Annotated in this window: 14 protein-coding genes; 11 read left to right on the top strand and 3 right to left on the bottom strand. The window is 37.2% G+C overall.

All coding sequences use genetic code 11. From position 1 onward, the window contains the following. The first annotated feature begins 15 nt into the window (after positions 1 to 15). The 3 genes from IGI46_RS02940 (at position 16) to IGI46_RS02930 (ending at position 1,186) form a co-directional block, all read left to right on the top strand. Complete coding sequence (locus tag IGI46_RS02940; protein WP_010758551.1) at positions 16 to 213, top strand: hypothetical protein; 198 nt, start codon at positions 16 to 18, stop codon at positions 211 to 213. A gap of 77 nt (positions 214 to 290) precedes the next feature. Beyond that, positions 291 to 887, top strand: a complete 597-nt coding sequence (locus tag IGI46_RS02935; RefSeq protein ID WP_429972828.1) for a CPBP family intramembrane glutamic endopeptidase — start codon at positions 291 to 293, stop codon at positions 885 to 887. Between the two features lie 50 nt (positions 888 to 937). Beyond that, a complete protein-coding gene (locus IGI46_RS02930) occupies positions 938 to 1,186 on the top strand; it encodes a bacteriocin immunity protein (protein WP_429972827.1) in 249 nt (82 codons plus the stop codon). Positions 1,187 to 1,309: 123 nt separating this feature from the next. On the opposite strand, the gene IGI46_RS02925 is transcribed toward IGI46_RS02930, so the two are convergent. Then, positions 1,310 to 2,032 carry a CPBP family intramembrane glutamic endopeptidase gene (locus tag IGI46_RS02925; protein ID WP_429972826.1) on the bottom strand — a complete coding sequence of 241 codons (723 nt, stop codon included), beginning with the start codon at positions 2,030 to 2,032 and terminating at the stop codon, positions 1,310 to 1,312. Between the two features lie 88 nt (positions 2,033 to 2,120). On the opposite strand from IGI46_RS02925, the gene IGI46_RS02920 reads away from it, so the two are divergent. The 8 genes from IGI46_RS02920 (at position 2,121) to IGI46_RS02885 (ending at position 10,855) form a co-directional block, all read left to right on the top strand. Beyond that, positions 2,121 to 3,020 (top strand): helix-turn-helix domain-containing protein, encoded by a 900-nt coding sequence (locus IGI46_RS02920; protein ID WP_429972825.1) that lies wholly within the window; start codon positions 2,121 to 2,123, stop codon positions 3,018 to 3,020. 839 nt (positions 3,021 to 3,859) lie between these two features. Next, entirely contained in the window at positions 3,860 to 5,440 is a 1,581-nt protein-coding gene (locus IGI46_RS02915; RefSeq protein WP_429972824.1) for an ABC transporter substrate-binding protein, read from the top strand. 68 nt (positions 5,441 to 5,508) lie between these two features. Beyond that, positions 5,509 to 6,459, top strand: a complete 951-nt coding sequence (locus tag IGI46_RS02910; RefSeq protein ID WP_429972823.1) for an ABC transporter permease — start codon at positions 5,509 to 5,511, stop codon at positions 6,457 to 6,459. Between the two features lie 11 nt (positions 6,460 to 6,470). Further along, positions 6,471 to 7,367, top strand: coding sequence for an ABC transporter permease (locus IGI46_RS02905; RefSeq protein ID WP_429972822.1), 897 nt, complete (start codon positions 6,471 to 6,473; stop codon positions 7,365 to 7,367). Beyond that, positions 7,367 to 8,380, top strand: coding sequence for an ABC transporter ATP-binding protein (locus tag IGI46_RS02900; protein ID WP_429972821.1), 1,014 nt, complete (start codon positions 7,367 to 7,369; stop codon positions 8,378 to 8,380). The genes IGI46_RS02905 and IGI46_RS02900 overlap by 1 nt, the downstream gene beginning before the upstream one ends. A gap of 2 nt (positions 8,381 to 8,382) precedes the next feature. Continuing rightward, positions 8,383 to 9,360, top strand: a complete 978-nt coding sequence (locus tag IGI46_RS02895; protein ID WP_429964809.1) for an ABC transporter ATP-binding protein — start codon at positions 8,383 to 8,385, stop codon at positions 9,358 to 9,360. Between the two features lie 440 nt (positions 9,361 to 9,800). Continuing rightward, on the top strand, positions 9,801 to 9,941 hold the full coding sequence (gene pepG1, locus IGI46_RS02890) for a type I toxin-antitoxin system toxin PepG1 (protein WP_429964808.1): 141 nt from the start codon (positions 9,801 to 9,803) through the stop codon (positions 9,939 to 9,941). A gap of 365 nt (positions 9,942 to 10,306) precedes the next feature. Then, positions 10,307 to 10,855, top strand: a complete 549-nt coding sequence (locus IGI46_RS02885) for a hypothetical protein (RefSeq protein ID WP_429972820.1) — start codon at positions 10,307 to 10,309, stop codon at positions 10,853 to 10,855. A 367-nt stretch (positions 10,856 to 11,222) separates the two neighbouring features. Here the strand turns inward: IGI46_RS02885 and IGI46_RS02880 are convergent, their stop codons facing one another. Together IGI46_RS02880 and IGI46_RS02875 are read right to left on the bottom strand one after the other, a co-directional pair. After that, positions 11,223 to 12,005: a hypothetical protein gene (locus IGI46_RS02880; protein WP_429972819.1), complete on the bottom strand. Its 783-nt coding sequence runs from the start codon at positions 12,003 to 12,005 to the stop codon at positions 11,223 to 11,225. A gap of 66 nt (positions 12,006 to 12,071) precedes the next feature. After that, positions 12,072 to 14,621 (bottom strand): HD domain-containing protein, encoded by a 2,550-nt coding sequence (locus tag IGI46_RS02875; protein WP_429972818.1) that lies wholly within the window; start codon positions 14,619 to 14,621, stop codon positions 12,072 to 12,074. Positions 14,622 to 14,662: the final 41 nt, after the last annotated feature.

Raw genomic sequence — 14,662 nt, 5'->3', positions numbered from 1 at the left:
AGAGGAGGAATTCAGATGTTTTTATTGAGAATTCTGCTATTGATTGTACTGATTGGATTAATTGTCTATATCAACAATAAAAAGCAGACTCTGCCACGAAATTATCGCTGGCTGCTTATCGCCGCTATTATTTGTATCATCATTATAGAAATTGTCACCAGCTCTGTTGCTACCAGCTTTTTACAGGGATTAATGGACGGTCTAACTCAGTAAAGAGGGAAGAAAGGTGAGGCACAATTTTATACCAAAAGATTCAGAAATACGCCACAGGAATAGTCACTTTTTTCGGGATGGTGATTATTTCACAGGTGCCGGATATGGTTGCTTTACGCGCAAAAACAACTCTTAAGGATTTGCTGGTACCGCTAATCGCTGCTTCACTTCTATGGATAATGATCCTCGTATGCCAAAGTCTTGGAATTTTTCAGCTCAGAGATTGGCGAGTTCATTTGTCTGATATAAAGCTAGTCCTAATCGGGTTTCTGATTTTTATCCTCGTAAAAGCAGCCGGTGGGGCACTTCTGTTTCTACTGGGGGAGACAACGACTCATAATCAGCAGCTGGTGGAAAGTGCTTATGCTGCTCATCCCGTTTGGCTTCAATTTTTACTGATCGCAATTGTGGGTCCGATTATGGAAGAATTTATCTTTCGAGGGTTTCTGATTCATTACTATTTTTCTGCTAATTATAAGGTGGGGATAGTAGTTAGTAGTTTGCTTTTCGGTCTGTTCCATCAACCAACTGATTTAGTCAGCTTACTTATTTATGCATCAGGTGGTTTAGTACTGGGGATAATCTATCAAAGAACGAAAAGGATTGAGATTGTTATTCTTATCCATTGCTTGAATAATTCACTGATGTTTCTTCCTTACTTGTTTGGATGGTAAAGGAATAATAGAAAGGTGAGTATCGTGAAAAAATGTTGCTCACTTTAGTAATGAGTAATGTTTTGACACTAACTAAAACAGCTTTGGAAGATTCTGATACCCAGAAAGATATAGTACTATGTAGTATTTTAGAAAGAATCAAAATGAGTGCTCTTGAGGGGGAGTTCTTTTATGATTACGAGAAAGAATTTCAATCAGCAGTTAGTAGATTTACGATTAGAAATGGATTTTCTACTCCCAAAGTGTTATTGGACTTGCTCTCTGTGATACATATGCCGAAAGCTTGGTCAGGGTTATAATCAAAAAGCTTTAAAACGTGTCTGGTAGGTGAACGGCGTTTTAAAGCTTTTTTTTTGAATTAATCTTTTTTTAGAAATAACTTATCAACTATAAAGATCTATTTTCACCTAACAGACCTTTAACTAAACAGCCGCTTTCCTGCGTAATTGACGTTTAGGGAAAACAATCAAAAAGACCATGTAGCAAACAGATAAAAGAGAGACTGCCCAGATGTTTTGCTGTAAAGAACCGCTCATAGATAATGAGGCCAAGATATTGAATGCTGCATGGAAACCGATGACTAAATAAAGTGAGCCAGTTGAATAATACATAAGCGAAAATACACCACCTAATAATAAAGCATTAATGATTTGCAGAATAATCAATATCGATGCTGTATCTGGATTCAATCCGCTAGCGATATGCAAAATACCGAAGATACTGCTAGAAAACAGCAAGTAAAACGTTGGACTTTTGTCTTTCAAAAAATAGAAAAAGATTCCCCGAAAAAGTGTTTCTTCTACAAAACCTACCAAAAGCATCTGAAGCCCAATCAATAAAATTGTTGAAGCCGATAAGGAACGATTGAAGCCCAAAATCACTGGTTGAATAAATACGATCAGTGCGATGAAGCCTATCCAATAGATGGGCACAGTCCCTTTTTTAAAGCCAAACGGTTTCAAGCTAAGCTCTTTCTTTTTCATATAAAAAATTAAAAAGAGAGCGTACAATGCAAACGCCGCTATTTGAGACAGAATAATTCCGTTAGTATCCATTGCTAAAATCACACTTGTTGCTGAAAACAAGCTGATAACCAGTGTTAATCCGATTGCTAAACCTACCAATTTAAAATATGTTTTACTCATTTTGTTCCTCCTGTAATTCGTTTTTTACACTATAGCATGGGCTTCTTAGTGAAATTCCGCTATAATTCCTGTATACAGGAATTATGAAATGGAGATAGTTATGTACGGCGAAATCATCAAGCAAATTCGGAAAGCAAAAGGATTTACGCAAAAAGAAGTTTATACCGGCATCGTTTCAAAAACCTTCTATAGTGATTTTGAGGCAGGAAAATATTCTGTGGAAATTACTAAGTTTGAAGGGTTCATCAAAAATTTGGGGATTACCTATCAAGAATTCGAGTATTTCAAGAAGCAATCACAAGAAGATGAAGCGAAAGTTTTAGAAGATAAAATTGATCGGCTTTATAAAAACGGCAAATTTGAGGCACTTTATGATATTTACGAAGAACATAAGCAGCACCAAGCGATCGAGCTGCGCTATTTAGCGCTTCAGGCCTACCTCTTAGTACTAATTACCAACACCAATTTTTACAAATTTTCCCGAGAACCCTTTAATGAAATTCTGGCTGAATTAGAAAATGCCAAGATGTGGACAATGAAAGAAATCAAGCTGAGCAAGCTGGTATTGTTGTCACTTTCTGAAAAGGACAAAGAAAAAGCTGCCGCGATCTGCCAGCGGATTGGGCAGGAATTGGAGAAATATCAGTCATTTGACAGCAAAGTTTACTATGAGGAAATGGGCGATTTGTATTTCAACAGAGTCCAAAGCTTGTTAATCACCAATGATGTTCCAACTGCTCAAACAGTTTTCAATGAGTACCAGCAAACGATCCAGCAGTCAGATAACCTGCATTTATTGATCCAGTTGAAGTTCAGTGAGAATCTGTTGCAGCTTTATGTAGATTATCCGGTTTATCAGCCTAAAATGAAAACCTTGCTGCAGCACTTAAGTGAGACCGCAACTTCGGAAACACATTTTTATGGAATCATTTTCCAGATTCATCAGGAAAAAGCTAAAAGTTATTATGCACGTTATCGGAAAAAGTAGGTCGTATGAAAAGTATCGCTTTATTATAAAAGATTTGTTAAAGTAACATGTCATAAAGATAGTACGAAATAAGCTGAGCGGATACAGGTCTAACAGCACCTCCCTTTTAGGCAACTGCCAAAGAACGTTGCTGCATTTCTTGATAGGCAGTTTCTCTGTATTGCTCGCGGTTAGTGCTCATCAAAAGGTTTTTTTAGCTCACGGATGTTGAAAGGGTGTTTAGAGGACTTTTTAAGATGTTTTTTGTGACTATCCCTTGGTTATTCTTTCGTTATTTTTGAGCATTCAATCAGTCAATATCTTCTTGACAACTACTGAACATGAATGCTAATCTTTTTGGTAGTCGAAAGCGTTTTATTTTCATTAAAAAACGCTGATAAAAACATGAAGATATGAGGTGAGAAAATGATCTTGAACGTTGATTTCAATAAAACCATTCGTTATTGCTGAACAAGCACTGAAATCTTAGCGTGCTCTAAGTCAGTATGTAAAGAAGCATTTTCTCATTTTATTCTATCCGATAGATAAACCGTTATTCTCGGGGGATTTCTTGCGCCCATTTTTTCTAATGTCTTGTTTTTGGTGACGTTCCGTGAATGCTGGCTTTTTTTGATGTGTTCGAAAACCGTTTCTACTGAACGGCTTCGTCCACTGACTGGTTATTGAGAATAGATGAGAAAGCATGCTGTTGATTTTTGGGATGCTTTTTTCGTGCGCCAATAGGCTCTTAGAAAAGTAGATATTCTTGTGAATCAATATACTATGCTTCAGTCAGAGTTGTTTTTTTGTAATCAACCAATCTTTTAAATTACTTTACTAAGAATGAAAAATCAGAGGAGATGTTAGTGTTGAAAAAGTCAGTTTGGAAATATTTAGCTGTATCATTTTGTATGCTTGTACTATTAGCCGGTTGTGGTGGTTCTGGAGGGGATAAAACCGATGGCAGCAAAGATGCAGCGTCTGCTAAAAAAGACGAGCTTCGTATTGCCGTGTCTGCGAATCCACCTTCTTTAGATGCTCAGATCGCAAACTCTAATATTACAGCCCAAATCGGGTACCACATTTTTGAACCGTTATTTGCGATGGATGGGAATTTTGAACCCCAGCCAGTACTTGCTGATTCGTATGAAGTAAGCGAGGATGGCAAAGTGTACACGATCAAACTTTTGAAGGGTGTTAAATTCCATAATGGCAAAGAAATGACTGCGGATGATGTAGTGGCATCACTAAGTCGTTGGGTGAAAGACTCACAAAAAGCAAGCACCTTGATTGGTGGATCGACATTTGAAAAAGTAGATGATTACACAGTGAAGATGACTGCCAATGAAGCGTCATCGGATGTGATTACTGTGCTTGCGAATCCAATTATGTTTGCGGCTATTTACCCTGCCGAAATCGTAGAAAAAGCAGGCGAAAAAGGTATCAGTGAATACATTGGAACCGGTCCTTATAAATTAGCCGACTGGAAGCAGGATCAATACATTGAATTGGAAAAATTTGATGATTACAAAGTCAGAGAGAATGCAACTACTGGTTTAGCTGGCAAAAAGACAGCAGCTACCGATAAGCTTGTTTTTGACATTGTAACCGATGCATCAACGCGAATTGCCGGTGCTAAGAACGGACAGTATGACATTGTAGAGGAAGTTCCTCAAGATAATTATGAAGAGTTAGAAAAAGCATCTAACCTAAAACTAGATGTTACTAAAGGCGGAACTCTGAACCTGTTCCTTAACACTACAGTAGGAATCATGGAAAAACAAGATATGAGACAGGCTGTATTGGCAGCACTTAATATGGATGATATTTTGCTTGCCAGCTATGGAAACAAGAAGCTCTTTGAAGAAAATCCAGGCTGGTTTAATCCAGAGGATACCCAATGGGGAAGCGAAGCAGGGAAAGAATACTACAATCAAAATGACCCGGATAAAGCAAAAGAGCTATTGAAAAAAGCTGGATACAACAATGAAAAATTGGTACTTGTAACGACACCAGACTATCCAGAAATGTACAATGCTACACTAGTCGTACAAGAGCAGCTTAAAAAAGTGGGAATCAATGCCGAAGTTGAAAGCTATGACTTCAGTACATTTATGGAGCACCGAGCAGATCCTAACCAATGCAGTATGTTTATCACCAGCAACAGCTACAATGTTCTTCCGATTCAATTAACGGTACTAGACAAGACGTGGGCTGGGATGGACCGACCAGAGGTTACTGACGGAATTAAAGCAATGCGCTCAGCCAATTCCCAAGAGGAAGCAAAAGCAGCATGGGATGATCTACAAGGGTTTATCTATGAATATGGCGGCGCAACTGTCCTTGGTCACTTCACTGGGGTGAATGCGGTTAGCAATAATGTAGACGGCTACGAATATATGAGATTCCCAATCTTCTGGAATGCAACAGTCTCAGAATAAGCGATCGACGCGGTGAGCTGCTACGGCGGCTCGCCGTTTTTTAACAGAAGTATAGATAGGAGCACATTATGGTTTCTTATATAGTAAAACGAATATTGTCATTGATTCCGGTCTTGTTTATCGTATCAATTATTGCCTTTCTGATCGTTTATCTCATACCAGGTGGGCCCGCTACGGCCATTCTAGGGATGGAAGCGAGTCCTGAACAGATTAGTCAAATGAATGCACAGATGGGCTTTGATCGGCCATTCCTCGTTCAATACGTGGATTGGTTAGGAGGCATTGTGCAAGGGAATTGGGGCGAATCGTTCTTTTTACGGCAATCGGTACTTTCTGCAATTGGCGAATATTTTGGACCAACACTTAGTTTAGCTATTTTTGCTCAAATTTTAGCCGTTATCATTGCCATGCCTCTTGGAATATTGGCTGCTTATAAACGGGGAACGGTCATAGATGTGGTCTCAGTATCTGTGTCGCTTTTAGGTTCAGCTCTGCCCGGATTTTTGCTGAGTATGTTTTTAATGCTGGCCTTTAGTGTGTACAATCAGTGGTTTCCAGTTGCGGGTTATGCGGATCTTTCGGCAGGAATTGGCGAGCACTTGAAATACTTATTTCTTCCAGCTTTATCACTTGGTATCGTGCAAGCAGCGTATCTAACCCGGATGATAAGATCCTCGTTGCTAGAGGTCCTACATAAGAGTTTTATTCAAACTGCTCGTGCAAAGGGATTAAAAGAGAAGCGGGTCATCTTAACCTATGGATTGAAGAATGCGGCGCCTGTCATCTTGACAGCGATCGGACAGTCTTTCGGCAGTCTAATAACTGGAACAATCGTTACAGAAACCCTTTTTAATATTCCAGGACTGGGAATGCTCACAATGTCTGCCATCAATCGTCGGGATGTCTTTGTGATCCAAGGAGTCGTTTTATTTGTGACTTTATTATATGTATTCGTTAATTTGATCGTCGATGTGCTGTATGGATTTGTTGATCCAAGGCTGCAGCCGGGACGGAAGTAGGAGGTGAGAGCATGTTTTTAACAAGAAAAAGTATGTCTGAAGCAGGTATAGCGATTGTTAAGGAACAAAAGCAACTTCGCAAGGAAAAATTACTCACGAATCCAGCTCTCATCATTGGACTGATTGGTTTTGCGGCCATTTTTGCAGCGGCGATGATTATTCCCATCATTAATACGACCGATCCTAATGCCATGGCAGTGACGGAACGTTTTAATGCTCCCAGCGCTGCTCATAGATTTGGTACGGATGAATTCGGTAGAGATATTTTGATCCGCTTAATGTATGGAGCCAGAGTTTCCCTGTGGGTAGGAGGTTCTGTAGCAGTATTTTCTTGTGTGATTGGCACGATTATTGGAATATATGCCAGCTACTTTAAGCTGTTGGATCATATTCTGATGAGAATTTGCGATGCGCTGATTGCGATTCCCGGGATTCTGTTGGCCATTTCTCTGATTACGACTTTCGGCACCTCAAGCTGGAATGTGGTCTGGGCACTGACCATCGTATATACACCAAGTGTCGCTCGTACCGTTCGAGCCAGCGCGCTGGTTATTAAAGAACAGCCCTATATAGAGGCCGCTAAGGTACAAGGCTTCAGCAATTTTAAAATTCTATGGAAACTAATTTTGCCAGGGGTTATTTCGCCGCTGACAGTTCAAGCTTCCTTCATTTTTGCTCAAGCGATCATTGCCGAAGCCTCACTAAGCTTCTTAGGGGCAGGTATACCAGCACCTGCGGCAAGCTGGGGCAATATGTTACAGGATAGCAAGCTGGTCTTCTCCAAAGCTCCTTGGACTATGATTGCTCCAGGATTGGCAGTCATCATTTGTGTGCTGAGCCTAAACCTTCTAGGTGATGGGATTAGAGATTACCTTGATCCAAGGGTAAAAGGAGGGAACAAAAAATAGTGAATAAGCCAGCTGATAAAGCAACTAAAATACTAGAAATCAAGCAACTCAAAGTAAAGTTCCCGATTCATAAAAAGTGGCTTCCAGCAGTAGATGAAGTGGATTTAACGATTCATGCTGGAGAGATTATTGGCATCGTTGGCGAATCAGGTTCAGGAAAAAGTGTGATGTCCCAATCGATTTTGCGGCTGAGAGATCATGATACAGCAGTACAATATGAAGGCGAGATTCTCTTTGAAGGCAATGATTTATTGCAGAACTCACTGTCTCAGCTTAGAGAGATTCGTGGAAACGACATCTCCATTATTTTTCAAGATCCATTGAACTCATTAAGTCCGGTGCATACGGTTGAAAAGCAGTTAAGTGAAGTGATTACGCTGCATAAGCAGGTATCCAAGGATGAAGCCAAAAAGCGCAGTATTGAAATGCTAAATTTAACTGGGATTCCTGATCCGGCAGCCTGTTTAAAAAAATATCCCTTTGAGTTGTCCGGCGGCATGCAGCAACGAGTAATGATTGCCATGGCCCTTGCCTGCGAACCAAAGTTGTTGATTGCAGACGAACCAACGACTGCCTTGGATGTAACGATCCAAGAACAAATTCTGCGGTTAATTAAAGAGTTGAACGAAAATCTGGGAATGTCGGTACTTTTTATTACCCACGATATGGGGGTTGTGTCCGAGCTCTGCCATCGGATTAAAGTAATGTATCTAGGGCAAATTGTCGAGGATGCCGCAACAGAAGAACTATTTGCAGAACCCTTGCATCCTTATACAGAGGGCCTAATTTCATGTATTCCTCATCTGGAAACAAAACGTGGAGAACCTCTTCCAACCATACCAGGAACGGTTCCGTCACTTTCAGAGATACCAAAAGGCTGTCACTTTTGTACCCGCTGCAAATATGCCGATGAACGTTGCTTCCAAGAACAACCGCCGATGATCGAAGCGCGGCCAGATCACTTTGTAAAGTGCTGGAGATATGACGAAGCTGCTAATGTAGGGGAGGGGTAGTGATGGATAATCATTTAGTAGAGATTAAAAACCTTCAAAAATCATTTCCTGTACGAAGACAAAAGGCTGCCCTTTTTGGTCCGAAAGAACAAATGCTGGCAGTGGATAACTTATCCTTCCACATAAAAGAAGGTGAAACCTACGGACTAGTAGGTGAATCAGGCTGCGGAAAAACAACGACCGGGCGAATGATTGTTGGGCTGGAAAAGCCCAGCAACGGTTCGATCATTTATGAAGGAAAAGACCTAGGCACACTTAATGACAAAGAATTTTTCCCATTGAGAAAAGATTTACAGATGGTCTTTCAGAATACCTTGTCAGCACTAAATCCAAGACAAAGAATCGGCAGTATTCTCGAGGATATTTTGAAAGTACATGGCGTATCGGATGCTGCTGAACGGCGAGATCAAGTGGTTGAAGTTTTGGAGAAAGTTGGTTTGTCTGAATATCATTATTTCAGATTCCCTCATGAATTATCCGGTGGACAAGTCCAACGATTGGGAATTGCCAGTGCCCTAGTGATCAAACCGCGATTGATTATCTGTGACGAACCAGTATCTGCGCTGGATGTTTCCATTCAGGCACAAATCTTAAATACTTTGATGGAATTACAGCAGGATCTAAACTTAAGCTTACTCTTTATTTCTCATGATATCGGAGTAATTCGCTATATCTCCGATCGAATCGGAGTAATGTATCTTGGGACTTTAGTAGAAGAAGCCGACACTGACGAACTCTTTAACAATCCTCTTCATCCTTATACCAAGGGGCTGTTTGCTTCTGTGCCAGATCCTTATATTCGAAAAGAGGAAACCCCTGACTTTAGTGGAGAACAGCCAGTTAGAACAAGTGATTTTAAGGGCTGTGCATTCTACAACAGATGTCCTTTTGCGATGGATAAATGTGTTGAGGAGGCACCGGAGTTTTTGGAGGTGTCTTCGGGACATAGGGTTGCTTGTTATTTGTATGAGGGTGAGTGAGGTATAGAAGTTTGATGTTTTGTTGAATGGTAGTTGAGTTAACTATAATGATGCTGTGAGATGTGAGAATTATGGAATCACTGCTTTAGCAGCAAACTAGATTAAACAAAAATACACTAATTTTCTACTGGAGACATTAACATGGTATAATACAAACGAAAAGAGGAGTTGCGACAACAACTCCTCGAGTGTAGACCCGTTTCAGAATGGTGGCTACAAATAATTTTATAGCTTGACCACCTAAAAACTCAGCGAAGAAGTGATTAGGTGGTTATTTTTTTTGGTTATGATTGTTTATCAGTAGTATCCATGTTGATAGCGTAATCATATGTTGCAACATTTGAGAGAAATGTGAATTGAGTAATGATATAATAATCATTGGACAGTAAAGGAATTATTTTAATGACGGTGGCTATCTTTTCGGAAGTGAGGTGGTTCGTATGAACATACTCCGAAAATCTGAAGAAAGGAGCAGCCTTTTGTCAGCATATGAGACAATTCAGGTCATTCTAGGCTTTGGTATGTTTACCATTGCCTTGGTTAGCTTGATTGTTAAGTTGCTAAACAACGACAAAAAATAGCCGTCACTTTAGCGGAGCCGACTATTTTTTGAATTTAAAGATTTAGTTTTCTGCCACCGTCTTTAACGGTGCTGTCTAAAGGGAGGTTGTTGACGCAACTTCCCTTTTCGTACTCATTATAGCATATATCCTCTATTTTTGGTGCTAAAAGTGTATCATGAAAATAAGACGTACAAACAGGGCAGTGGGAACAAGTGTAAATTCCACTACTTGTATAATGGTCAGGAAAAATTTTTCCAAGAGTTTAGGTATACTCTTCTGAGAATGCAATCACAATAAAATTTTATAGATGTTATGACTTAATGTATGTAGTTTTTTATAGTTCTAAGTTTATGATGAAAGAATAGCAATTAGGGAGAATGAATATGAAAAGATTTTTTATTTCTTTGCTACTTTTGATAGCTCTCACAGCTTGTAATAATCGTATTGATGACAGAGAAAACACAAACCTGGAAAGAGAATTTTCCAATTCTTCCAGTAACAAAACATTCATAAGCAGCAGTCAAAGTGATTCAGAAGATAATATTATTATCAACGCAAAACAAGAGCCTGATCAGATTGATCGGAGCACTATTGCTGCGAATGATTTTTGGGAGCATGTTTATCAGGACAACAGATTCTCGTGTCCTTTTGATGATTTCATTATTAATATTTATGAGAGGCAAGATACTACAGATGACTTTGCAACTTGGTATCGTAAAAATCCTGATGATACTTATGTTGACTTAGGTAATTTAAATTATCAAGTTCTTTCAACCCCTAGTTGGTTTGAATTATTTGAAGAAAGTAGTCGAGGAACAGAAACGTTCAACTCGTGGATACACAGAGTATATGACGTTCAATATTCGCAACTAAATTTTGAGGAATGGTATGAAGATAATCCGACACCTGAAAATATTTCGAGGTATCCATAGGTAGTTACTATTTGGTAAACGAACAGCATACATTTTAGTATGCTGTTTTATCTATAAGTAGTTATATTCAATATGGAAAAATATAAGCCAAAGAGAATGTACTGGTCAGGTATGTTTAATTTTCAACTTAAGTATGGTACTGGTGCTCGACATTATAATCAATTGAAATTACAGTAGCTCTAGCAATACAACAAATCCAGAAATCACGGGTTTTAAAAGCTTACTCTGGACTCTTAATTTTCGATAATTAATAAGAAGAAAAAACCAAGGAACCTAAAAAACTGATGATTATTGAAAGTAAGATAATTATATATGCATATTTTCTCAAATCTTACAAACGAATGTTTGCTCATTTAATGCTATAGTTTTAAGAGGGTTGCTTATAATACTCAATTACATCATTAACAATACTTTCAACTTGTTTTTCATATTCAGGAGAAGGTATCAGAGGAACTCCCATCATTAAAGGGTCATCTCCATAAGTTGATATACGCTTTTGATACTCTTCTATATCTGTAAAAGCCAATTTTGTATCTCCGTCATAATAGGAGAAATAAAAGGTAAATTGTTCATTTTTGTAGTCAGCAAAATCAACTTTATAATAGCTATCAGAAAGAACATTGATTGTTTGACCAGTTTTCTCTTTAAATGACTCCTCAAGAATTTGTCTAACGTCTTGTGACTCAATATTTTGAGCAGTTGGCACATAAAACCATTGGTTGGAAGAGGGTTTAAAAGTTTCCAGATCTCCATTATTGTAATTTATCAGATTAACACTAACACTGTTATTCATGTATGAAAAATAGTAGATTTCTTCTCGTCTAAAAGAAACGTAAGAAGCTAACCCTTTGGAATTTTCCAGCACATAAGCTTCACTATGGTCTTGTTTATCAAATTTATTAGTTTCTCTAATGTTGAAATATGGAGCAGTCTCAAGTAAATCTCTTTCTGTCTTTTTTTCAGAAATATCATTTGCTGCAATTGCAACACATAGTGTCATAATACCAACAAAAGATTTAGTAATAAAACTGATCATTGGTTCATTCAGTTTAAAAAAAGTATTTAGGCCAATATTCCACATCCTCTTAATCACTATTGAAAGAATTAAGATAAAGACTAGATAAAATACTAAAATAGAAACGACTTTCAAAGTACATCTCCCCCTTAACTATCTAAAGAAAATTTGCATTTTTACTTAAAACTAAGACCAGTATCATCACTGTAAATATTGTTCTTCTAAAAGCTCAGATTCTGAATCAAAGAATTTTTTATAATATAAATCAAAGACCTCAAGATTTCTGTCGTTAGATGTCTTTATCGAATATAGATTTATTGCTTTAGATAATGCATATGAAATTTCACGGTGTAAAGTGGCGTTAAAATTATTTCTAGAAATATTTGGAATAATTATGTCGTTGTAGCTATTAATAGCGATGTCTTCAATGTCAATCCCAAAGATAACTGGAAAAAGTTTAAAGCCAAAATTTTTTATTAAGATATTTTTTACATAAAATCGCAAGTCTTTATTACGGAATATTTTAGGGAATTGATAGCTTACCATATCTTCATAATTATCAGATTCATTAATAAACCGTATGAATCGTCCATCCTCAGAATAAACAACATTATATTTTCTTTTTGATATCGTAATTGAGTCACTATATTCACTGGAAATACCACAAATGTTTTGTATATCGATATATGATATATGTTGATATAGTTCTGTTGATTCAAGGATATATTCATCCATATCTTCAACCAAGGGATTAATATCAAAGCGATCTGGATGATAAAATATTTTAATTGTTTCATGTTCTACATGAGTAAGAGCGTTCTCAAAATCATCGTCAGAATATATTAAAGCTTCTTCCATATTGGTGCCTGTGATAAGAGGTACCTCGATAAAATTTATTGTTCCATTTTCAAGAATATCCAATGCACTTGTATTTTCATCGACTACACTTAGATGAATGTCGCCATTTATGTCATTTTTTACCACATAGCAAGTTTCATCGTGAAGTTCTTTTAGTGAAGTGAATACTTTGGGTGCAGATGATTTAAACTTAACATGTAGAGAAATATCAGTAAGATAGTTACTTAGATTTGAATAGCTACTTAATTTAGTCTTATCAGAGGCTTTAATCATTTCTGGACATTCTATTTCAAAAATGCGATGTTCCTTCCCATCAAGGACATTACAAATTATTATGATGTTAGTTCTTAAAAAGTTTTCTGTTATAAAATCTTCAAGTGACTTTAGAGTAGGGAAGACAGTCTTGACTTGATCTAAGTCTAAGATTATTTCTGTTCCGTGATTCTTTGGAGACTCCGTTCTAGTTAACTCAATATATTCACTATTTCTATTGAGGGATATTTCAATAGTTTGGTTTTTATAGATATAGTTACTTATGATTTTGACGTTTTCAGAGAGCATGAAACATGCTAAGAAACCAATGCCATAATTACCAATGGGTTTTACACCAGTATCTGAGTAAAAAAAATCATCAGATTTATAATACGATACACCTATGTTTAAGAAATAGTTTTTAATTATATCCTCACTCATTCCGGAACCATTATCACGAAGAGTAAACTTTTGTATATCTTCATCCCAAAAAATGGTGATCTTTGGCTGATAATCATCGTAAGAATTTCCATTATAATAAGATTCAGCAACTCTACAGGCATCAAACGAATTTTGTAATAATTCTCTAATGCCATACTCTTTACTTCCGTATATGTTCTCGCCCATAAGCAGTTCAGTCACAGCTTTATAATCTAATTTGAGTTTGAAATCAGCTACATTGAAGCCATCAGTTTTTATCGCATTTCTTATTCTTTGATCAAAATTCAATTGGTACTTTTCTTCTGCAAACATCCTCGAACAAAATTCAATCGAAAGCTCTAGCTGCTCTTCTACATAATTAATGTAGGAGAGTATTTGCCTGTATAAGTCGGCGTCATCAGTATGACCGTCAAAAAAAATGCGATATTTATTTGTTCGAGTATTCAGCTCAACTTTTTTATGATTGGTAATTATATGATGTTTGCGCCATTCAGTAATGCTTCTTCTAGGAAGATTCAATAAATTCTGAATAATAACAGGTGCTCTCCTATCGTCTATATCCAGTAAATCAGCTAACCTTAAAATTGTGGCAATGTATTGACCATTTATTATTTCTTTCCCTATCATCTGTCTATTTGTCAACTTATCTTTGATCCACTCAAGACTTTCATTGTGCGCTTCATTAATAAGACTTAATAGGTCTAAAAAGTTATGTTCTGTATGGTGAACAGAGAAAATCTTCTTATTTTCTTTACTTAAATGTTCAGTTATTATGTCTCTTGAACGTTTTGCGTGCTCAGGCCTTAAACACTCTTCCAGTGCAGAACCTTCGTCTTGTAGTCTTTCCAAAACCTTATCAAATTTTCTAGTACCAATGATCAACTCGCCATTTTTTATAGAAGCAATTTCTTCATCGCTTGCAAACATCCCAAGATCATGAGTCAAAGCAGAAGCTATTAACAATGTTAGTTCTAAATCACTTAGCTCTGAATACTTATCTACCAATGAATCCATTATTTCTAATACATTTTCAGAGTGGGTTATGTCATGCAATGTGTAATTTGGAAAAATATTTTGGAGCCTCCCTAACAAATTACTACTCATGTCATATATCATTTTAATATTTTCAATGTAGAATTTTGATGAGTCTGTATTTCTTTTTTCTAATTCATTGTATATTTCTGACTTATTTAGAGTCATTGGCTCACCTCGAATATTATTTTGTAGTACATGCTTAAAAA

This window comes from Enterococcus sp. AZ163 (assembly GCF_050498925.1).
In the GTDB taxonomy this organism is placed as follows: domain Bacteria; phylum Bacillota; class Bacilli; order Lactobacillales; family Enterococcaceae; genus Enterococcus_A; species Enterococcus_A ferrettii.
Note: the sequence above shows the minus strand (reverse complement) of the source record. Positions and strands in the feature narration are given on the sequence as shown.

Coding starts and splice junctions, on each gene's coding strand:
- IGI46_RS02940 (WP_010758551.1), top strand. CDS start 16: ATGTTTTTATTGAGAATTCTGCTATTGATTGTACTGATTGGATTAATT.
- IGI46_RS02935 (WP_429972828.1), top strand. CDS start 291: ATGGTGATTATTTCACAGGTGCCGGATATGGTTGCTTTACGCGCAAAA.
- IGI46_RS02930 (WP_429972827.1), top strand. CDS start 938: ATGAGTAATGTTTTGACACTAACTAAAACAGCTTTGGAAGATTCTGAT.
- IGI46_RS02925 (WP_429972826.1), bottom strand. CDS start 2,032: ATGAGTAAAACATATTTTAAATTGGTAGGTTTAGCAATCGGATTAACA.
- IGI46_RS02920 (WP_429972825.1), top strand. CDS start 2,121: ATGGAGATAGTTATGTACGGCGAAATCATCAAGCAAATTCGGAAAGCA.
- IGI46_RS02915 (WP_429972824.1), top strand. CDS start 3,860: ATGTTAGTGTTGAAAAAGTCAGTTTGGAAATATTTAGCTGTATCATTT.
- IGI46_RS02910 (WP_429972823.1), top strand. CDS start 5,509: ATGGTTTCTTATATAGTAAAACGAATATTGTCATTGATTCCGGTCTTG.
- IGI46_RS02905 (WP_429972822.1), top strand. CDS start 6,471: ATGTTTTTAACAAGAAAAAGTATGTCTGAAGCAGGTATAGCGATTGTT.
- IGI46_RS02895 (WP_429964809.1), top strand. CDS start 8,383: ATGGATAATCATTTAGTAGAGATTAAAAACCTTCAAAAATCATTTCCT.
- pepG1 (WP_429964808.1), top strand. CDS start 9,801: ATGAACATACTCCGAAAATCTGAAGAAAGGAGCAGCCTTTTGTCAGCA.
- IGI46_RS02885 (WP_429972820.1), top strand. CDS start 10,307: ATGAAAAGATTTTTTATTTCTTTGCTACTTTTGATAGCTCTCACAGCT.
- IGI46_RS02875 (WP_429972818.1), bottom strand. CDS start 14,621: ATGACTCTAAATAAGTCAGAAATATACAATGAATTAGAAAAAAGAAAT.